Consider the following 7,567-nt stretch of genomic DNA (forward strand, 5'->3'; position numbering starts at 1 on the left):
TGCCCGAGCTCACCAACCGCGCCTCCTCGTTCATCTATGGCTGCTGGTACGACGCCAAGTACCTCGCCACCCATATCGGCGTGCAGCGCAACTACGACGCCTACGAGCGCACCTGACACCGGCCCGCCCACCTGACGGGCGGCGTTCCGGCCGTCGCGACGCAAGCGCCCGGCGTCGTGACACCCCACAGACAGAAGGACCTGCCATGAAGACCGTGATGTTTCTCAACGGCCCCAATGCCAATCTCTACGGGCTCGACCCGTCGGGCACCTATGGCAGCGACAGCTTCCCGCAGATCGAGGCCGCCTGTCTGGCGCGGGCCGAGGAGCTCGGCTTCAGGCTGGAGTTCCGCCAGTCGAACCACGAAGGCGTGCTGATCGACTGGATCCAGGAGGCGCGGCAGAGCTGCGACGGGCTGCTGATCAACGCCGCTGGCCTGACCTACACCTCGATCGCCATTCTCGATGCGCTGCTCGCCTTCGACGGGCCGATCATCGAATGCCACATGAGCAACATCTGGAAGCGCGAGCCCTTCCGCCACCACTCCTTTATCTCGAAGGCCGCCACCGGCGTGATCGCGGGGCTGGGCGTGCGCGGCTACCTGCTGGGTCTCGGCGCGATGAACGAGCTGATCTCCGAGGCGCAGGCATGACCGACACGCTGGTCTTCTACAGCGGCCCCGATCCGTTCGAGGCTTGGCGCGACGCGCTCGCGCCGCTGCTCGGCGACGATGTGCGGATCGAGAACGCCGACGCCGTCACCGACCCCGAGGCGGTGCGCTTCGCGCTGGTCTGGATGCCGCCCGAGGGTTTCTTCGCGCGGTTCCCCAACCTCGAGCTGGTGATCAATCTCGGCGCCGGTGTCGACCGGCTGGTGGCGCGCAACGATCTGCCCGACGTGCCGATCACCCGGCTCTCGGATCCCGAGATGGGCAAGATGATGGCCAGTTTCGCGCTCTTCGCGGTGCTGCGCCATGCCCGCGAGATCCCGCATTTCGAGGCCGCGCAGGCGCGCCGCGAATGGGCCTACCGCCATCCCAGGGCCGCCTCCGACATATCGGTCGCGGTGCTGGGGCTTGGCGAGCTCGGCGCGATGGTGGCCACCGAGGTCGCCCGGCAGGGCTTTGACACCCACGGCTGGGCTACTCGCCCAAGGGATTTGCCCGGCGTCACGGTGCATTGCGGCGACGACGCGCTTCCCGGCCTGCTCGCACAATCTGACATCGTGGTCTGCATGTTGCCGCTCACGCCGAAGACCCGGACCTGCGTCGACAGCACCGTCTTCGCCGCGATGAAGCCGGGCGCCGCCTTCGTGAACCTCTCGCGCGGCGAGGTGGTCGACGAGGACGCGCTGGTCGCGGCGCTGCGCTCGGGGCAACTTTCCGGAGCAACGCTGGACGTCTTCGCCAGCGAACCGCTGGCGCCCGAGCACCCGCTCTGGACGCTTCCCGGGGTGCTCATCACGCCGCATCTGGCCTCGGTGGCGCTGCCGAAGAGCGCCGCGCCGCAGATCGCCACCAATATCCGCGCTGTTCAAAGCGGCGGTGAATTGGTCAACGAGGTCTCGCGGGTGCGCGGATATTAGGCAACAGGAAAAACCCCATTTCCCCGATTGGAAAGCGCCCGCCAAAATACATCTTTTTCTGTTTGGAAACAGGCATTTGCGATGTTCGTTTGGTCCAGCCTAATCAGGAATTCGGAAATAGCAATTATCCGGCTCTGGCGTCTTCGGGCAGCCTTGGGTCAAGACAGGGACCCGACCGACAGGAGAAGCACGAAGCACAGACGTCCGGCCCACCGATCCTCTGCCGCAGTCAGCCCCGTCGCGACGGGCCCGCGCGCGGATCCCGCCATCCAGATTTCTTGCCCGTGACCGCACGGGCCGGAAGACCCCGCCGGATCCACGCGGTCCGGTCAATGACCCGGCGTGCCGAATGGCTGCGCCAATCGAACTCCCAACCAACAGGAACCCAACGATGAAACGTCTCCTTCTGTCCGCCGCCGCGCTGAGCCTCCTCGCTCCCGCCGCCTTCGCCGAAACCCTGGTCGTCAGCAGCTGGGGCGGCAGCTTCCGCGACCTGATCGACCAGACCATCGCCGCGAAGTTCACCGAGGAAACCGGTGTCGAGGTCGAGTTCATCACCGGCGGCACCATCGACCGTCTGAACCAGGCCAAGCTGAACAAGGACGCGCCGGAGAGCGACGTGACCTTCACCACCTCGCATATCGGCTGGCTCTACCACAATGACGGCCTGTTCGAAGAGCTCGACCTGTCGCGCATCCCGAACGCCGAGAACCTTGTCGAGCAGGCCAAGATCAGCCCCTCGCATATCGGCGCCTGGGCCTATGTCTACACCATCGGCTACCTGCCCGAGATGCTGCCCGAGGGCATCACCTTCGACAGCTGGGAAGACCTGTGGTCGCCCGAGCTCGAGGGCATGATCGCGGCCCCGGATTTCGACCCGTCGCACATCATCTCGGTTGCCGCCAAGCTTGAAGGCGTCGAGATCGAGAACTGGCAGGACGCCACCGACAAGCTCATGGCGCTGAAGCCGAACTTCAAGGCGTTCTACACCAACGACGCGAACTCGCAGCAGCTGCTGTCGACCGGCGAAACCCCGGTGCAGATCCTGCTGTCGATGAACGCCTATTACATGCAGTCGCAGGGGCTCGACGTGCAGCTGGCGATCCCGGAAGAGGGCGCCGTTCTGGGCGTCGACACCATGGGCATCACCACCGGCACCGACAAGGAAGAGCTGGCCTACCAGTTCATCAACGCCGCCCTCGATCCCGAGGTGCAGGCCAAGATCGCCGAGATCAAGAAGGGCAGCCCGGTGGTCTCGAATGTCGAGCTTCCCGAAGAGCTGGCCTCGCTGCCGGGCATCTTCACCACCCCCGAGCAGTGGGAAAGCCAGACCCTGATCATCCCGCACGAGCTGCGCGCCGAGAAGACCGCCGAATGGCGCCAGTGGTTCTCGGAAAACATGATCGCGGGCAACTGATCCTGCAACCGATGCGGCCCCGCGTGGGCCGCATCGCCGACCCGACCCGGCAGCCGCCGCGCTGCCGGGATACACTTCTACAGGAGCACCCGACCCGGATGTCGAAGCGCCCTTTCCTTGGCTGGTTTGCCTCGCCGTCGATCCTCATCGCCTTCGCGATCGCGGCCTCGTTCCTTGCCATCGTGCAATACAGCCTGCGCGCCCACGTGCCCGGCTCGCTCGATCCCGGCGGCTTCACGCTGGAGAATTTCACCACGCTGTGGAAGCTGGTCTACGGGCAGGCTTTCCTGAACACGGTGATGCTCTGCGTCTGGACCGCGCTCTTCACGCTGCTGATCGGCTACCCGCTGGCCTACGCCATGGTCCGCGCCAGGAGCGCCAGCCTGCGCAGCGCGATCCTGCTGATCTCGCTCACGCCGCTGTTCCTTGGCGAGATCGTGCGCACCTATTCGTGGATGATCGTGCTCGGCAACCGCGGCTTCGTGAACGCCACGCTGATGCAGCTGGGCCTCATCGACCGCCCCATCTCGTTCATGTTCACCATGACCGGCGTGGTCATCGCGCTGGTGCATTTCACCCTGCCAATCGTGGTGGTGATGCTGGCCGCCGCGCTGTCGCATATCGACCGCAACCTCGAGCGCGCCGCCACCTCGCTCGGCGCCGGCCGCATCCGCGTCTTCCTGACCGTGACGCTGCCGCTCTCGATCCCCGGCATCGTCGCCGCCACCTCGACCGCCTTCGCCTGGACATTCTCGGCCTTTGCCACGCCGCAGATGATCGGCGGCGGACAGGTGCAGACGATCTCGACGCTGGTCTACCAGGTCGGCTTCGCTTCGTTCAACTTCCCGCTGGCCGCCTCGCTGTCGCTGGTGGGGCTGCTCTTCACCATCGCCGTGCTGGCGCTGTTCAACACCGGCATCCGCAAGCTCGAACGGATGGGAGCGCACTGACCATGAGAAAGACCCCTCTCGATCACCTGCTCGACTGGTCCGGTCGCATCCTGCTGACGCTGATCCTCGGCTTCGTGCTGCTGCCCTTCGTCGTCGTCGCCATCGCCTCGTTCAACGACAGCGCCATCCTGACCTTCCCGCCCAAGAGCTGGTCGCTGCGCTGGTACGCCAACGTGTTCGAATACCGTGACTTCGCCGAGGGCCTGGTGAACTCGCTCAAGATCGCGGCCTTCGGTGCGATCATTGCGCTAATCGCCGGCGCGGGCTTCGCCTATGTGCTGAACCGCTACGAGTTCTCGCTCAAGACATTGCTCAACGGCATCCTGATGTCGCCGCTGGTGATCCCGAACTTCACCATCGGCCTCGGCCTGCTGATCCTCTCCGCCGCCGCGGCGCTGCCGCGCACCATGTGGCTGGTGGTGACGGTGCACGTGATCATCGTGCTGCCCTTCGTGGTGCGCTCGGTCTCCGTCTCGCTGCAGAATTTCGAGCGCCGCTACGAGCAGGCCGCCGAAAGCCTCGGCGGCAGTCCACGGCACGTGCTGCTGACCGTCACGCTGCCGCTGCTGATGCCGGGGCTGATCTCGGGCGGGCTGTTTGCCGCGATCCTGTCGTTCAACGAATTCACCGCCTCGCTCTTCGTGGTCAACCAGCGCACCCAGACGCTGCCGGTCGCGATGTACAACTATGTCCGCGAGTATGCCGACCCCACCCTCGCCGCCGTGTCGGTGATCTATGTGCTGGTCGTCGCCGTCATGCTGCTGATCGTCCACAAGCTCTTCCGTCTCGAAAAGGTCCTCAATGTCGAGTGAGATCTCTCCCGCCGCACCGAACTCCACCCGGGAGCATCCCGCCGTCCAGATCGACGGCGTGTCGAAATCCTTCTCCGGGACCGTCGCGCTCGAGCCGGTCTGGCTGAAGATCCGGCGCGGCGAATTCCTGACCCTGCTCGGCCCCTCGGGCTGCGGCAAGACCACGCTGCTCAACCTGATCGCGGGCTTCCTCGAGGCCGACAGCGGCGAGCTGTTCATCAACCGCGACCTCGTCACCCAGGTGCCGCCGCACCAGCGCGAGATCGGCATCGTGTTCCAGAACTACGCGCTGTTCCCGCATATGAGCGTGGCGCAGAACGTGGCCTACGGCCTGCGCACCCGCAAGGTGCCCAAGGCCGAGGCCGAGCAGCGGGTGCGCGAGGCGCTGGCGCTGGTCAAGCTCGAGGATTTCGCCGACCGCCGCCCGCGCCAGCTCTCCGGTGGCCAGCAGCAGCGCGTGGCGCTGGCCCGCGCGCTGGTGATCCGGCCGCGCGTGCTGCTGCTCGACGAGCCGTTCTCGGCGCTCGACCGCAACCTGCGCACCGCCATGCAGGTCGAGCTGAAGGAGATCCAGAGCCGGCTTGCCCTGACCACGGTCTTCGTGACCCACGATCAGGGCGAGGCGCTGAGCATGTCCGACCGCATCGCCGTCATGTCGCGCGGCCGCATCCGGCAGATCGGCAGCCCGACCGAGATCTACGATCACCCGCAGAACGAGTTCGTCTCGACTTTCGTGGGCGATGCCAACCTGTTCGACGCCGAGCTTGTCGCGGTCGACGGCGCGCGCGCCTCGCTCAGCGTGGGCGGCACGCCGCTGGCGCTCGACACCTATCAGGAGACGCTGCCCGCGCCCGGCCCGGTGACGCTCTTCGTCCGGCCCGAGCATTGCGCCCTCGCCGAGGCGGGCACCCCCGGCGCGATCCCGGCCACGGTGGCGCTCTCGGTCTATCAGGGCAGCTATGCCGAGCTGCATCTCGACTGCCCCTCCGCGGTTGGCGAAGATCACCGCGTGATGCTGCGCGTGCCGTCGCGGCAGGCGCTGCCCTCGGGCACCGCCGTCGCCATCGCCCTGCCAAGCTCCGGCCCGGCGATCTATGCCAAGGACAACACGGAGGCCGCGGCATGAGCGAGACCGTCCAGACCCTCACCGCGATCATCGCCAACGGCACCGGCGGCCCCGAGGTCCTCGAGCTTGTCGAGCGCCCGGTCCCCGCCCCCGGCCCGGGCGAGGTGCGGGTCCGCCCCCCCGCCCCCGGGGTCAACCCCCCCCACATCAAGCAACCCACGGGCGTCCTGCCCGCGCCCGCCGATGTCTCCGACATCCTCGGGCTCGAGGTCGCGGGCCGCGTCGAGGCCGCAGGCGAAGGCGTCGATCCGGCGCTGATCGGCCGCCCGGTGATGGCGCTCGTTAAGGCCGGCGGCTATGCCAGCCATGTCCTCGCCAAGGCAGACCAGTGCCTGCCGGTGCCCGAGGGGCTCAGCCTTACCGAGGCGGCGGTCCTGCCCGAGGGGCTCTTCACCATCTGGCACAACCTCTTCGAGCGCGGCGGGCTCAAGGCCGGCGACAAGGTCCTCATCCAGGGCGGCGCCAGCGGCATCGGCACGCTCGCGCTGCAACTGGCGCTGGCCATCGGCGCCGAGGTCATCGTCACCGCCGGCGGCCCCGAAAAATGCGCCCGGCTCGAAGCGATGGGCGTGCAGGCGATCGACTACCGCAGCGCCGATCTCACCACCGAAGTGCTGCGCCTGACCGGCGATGCCGGCGTCGACGTGGTGCTCGACATCCTCGGTGGCGAGGCGGTCAACGCACACCTCGCCTGCATGGCGCCCGGCGGCCGGCATATCGGGCTGTCCTTCATGTCGGGGATGATCGCGCCGGTCGATCTCGGGCTGGTGATGCGAAAGGGGCTGTGGCTCAGCTCCTCGACCCTGCGCCCCAAGAGCGATGCCGAGAAGGCCGCCATCGCGGCGGGCGTCCGCGACCACCTCCTGCCGCTGATCGGGCCGGGCAAGGTGCGCCCCGTCCTGTCGCAGGCACTGCCGCTGTCCGAGGCGCAGGCCGCCCACGCCGCGCTCGAGAGCGGGCAGAATTTCGGCAAGATTGCCCTCATCACAGACGAGGCCGCGACATGACCCTGACGCTCTACTGGGGCTCTGCCTCTCCCTTCGTGCGCAAGGTCATGGCGGTGGCTCATGAGCTCGGCATCGAGGCCGATATCGAGATCCGCAACACCGCCGCACACCCGGTGGAGCGCGACCGGCGGGTGCAGGCAGCCAACCCGCTCGCCAAGGTGCCCGCGGCGCAAGCCGCGGATGGCACGGCGCTTTATGACAGCCGGGTGATCTGCGAATATCTCAACGCCGCGCATGGCGGCGGCCTGTTCCCCGGCCCCGGCCCGGCGCGCTGGACCGCTCTGCGCCGGCAGGCTCTGGCCGATGGCCTGCTCGACGCGGCGCTGCTGATCCGCTACGAGACGCTGATCCGGCCCGAGCCGCAGCGCTGGCCGCTCTGGATCGAAAAGCAGCGCGAAAAGCTCTTTGACGCGCTCGCCGCGATGGCCGACGATCTGCCCGATGAGAGCTGCCACGACATCGGCGCCATCGCCTATGCCTGCGCCCTCGGATGGCTGAGCTTTCGCTTCCCCGATCTCGACTGGCGTACCCCGCATCCGGCGCTGGCCCAGTGGCACGCGCGGTTCGACACCCGGCCGGCGATGGCTGCCACCCGGCCCTTCGCCTGACCCCATTCCCCGGGCCACGTGCCCCCTGACAGAAAGACCGCTTCCCATGGCGCATTACCGTCA

Annotated in this window: 8 protein-coding genes; all 8 read left to right on the forward strand. The window is 67.3% G+C overall.

The features are described from left to right. The first annotated feature begins 205 nt into the window (after positions 1–205). On the forward strand, positions 206–652 hold the full coding sequence (locus AC6RA4_RS21250) for a type II 3-dehydroquinate dehydratase (protein ID WP_500163724.1): 447 nt from the start codon (positions 206–208) through the stop codon (positions 650–652). Next, positions 649–1,584 (forward strand): 2-hydroxyacid dehydrogenase, encoded by a 936-nt coding sequence (locus AC6RA4_RS21255; protein WP_500163726.1) that lies wholly within the window; start codon positions 649–651, stop codon positions 1,582–1,584. The genes AC6RA4_RS21250 and AC6RA4_RS21255 overlap by 4 nt, the downstream gene beginning before the upstream one ends. A 391-nt stretch (positions 1,585–1,975) precedes the next feature. Further along, the gene (locus AC6RA4_RS21260) at positions 1,976–3,001 is read left to right on the forward strand and encodes an ABC transporter substrate-binding protein (RefSeq protein ID WP_500163728.1); all 1,026 of its coding nucleotides are present in this window, start codon (positions 1,976–1,978) and stop codon (positions 2,999–3,001) included. Between the two features lie 98 nt (positions 3,002–3,099). Further along, on the forward strand, positions 3,100–3,951 hold the full coding sequence (locus tag AC6RA4_RS21265; RefSeq protein WP_500163729.1) for an ABC transporter permease: 852 nt from the start codon (positions 3,100–3,102) through the stop codon (positions 3,949–3,951). Positions 3,952–3,953: 2 nt separating this feature from the next. Then, positions 3,954–4,763, forward strand: a complete 810-nt coding sequence (locus AC6RA4_RS21270; protein WP_500163731.1) for an ABC transporter permease — start codon at positions 3,954–3,956, stop codon at positions 4,761–4,763. Next, positions 4,753–5,889: an ABC transporter ATP-binding protein gene (locus AC6RA4_RS21275; RefSeq protein ID WP_500163733.1), complete on the forward strand. Its 1,137-nt coding sequence runs from the start codon at positions 4,753–4,755 to the stop codon at positions 5,887–5,889. The genes AC6RA4_RS21270 and AC6RA4_RS21275 overlap by 11 nt, the downstream gene beginning before the upstream one ends. After that, the gene (locus tag AC6RA4_RS21280) at positions 5,886–6,896 is read left to right on the forward strand and encodes an NAD(P)H-quinone oxidoreductase (RefSeq protein ID WP_500163734.1); all 1,011 of its coding nucleotides are present in this window, start codon (positions 5,886–5,888) and stop codon (positions 6,894–6,896) included. Before AC6RA4_RS21275 ends, AC6RA4_RS21280 begins: the two co-directional genes overlap by 4 nt. Beyond that, complete coding sequence (locus AC6RA4_RS21285; RefSeq protein WP_500163735.1) at positions 6,893–7,504, forward strand: glutathione S-transferase family protein; 612 nt, start codon at positions 6,893–6,895, stop codon at positions 7,502–7,504. Before AC6RA4_RS21280 ends, AC6RA4_RS21285 begins: the two co-directional genes overlap by 4 nt. The last annotated feature ends 63 nt before the right edge of the window (positions 7,505–7,567 follow it).

It is taken from the genome of Salipiger sp., from assembly GCF_059781815.1.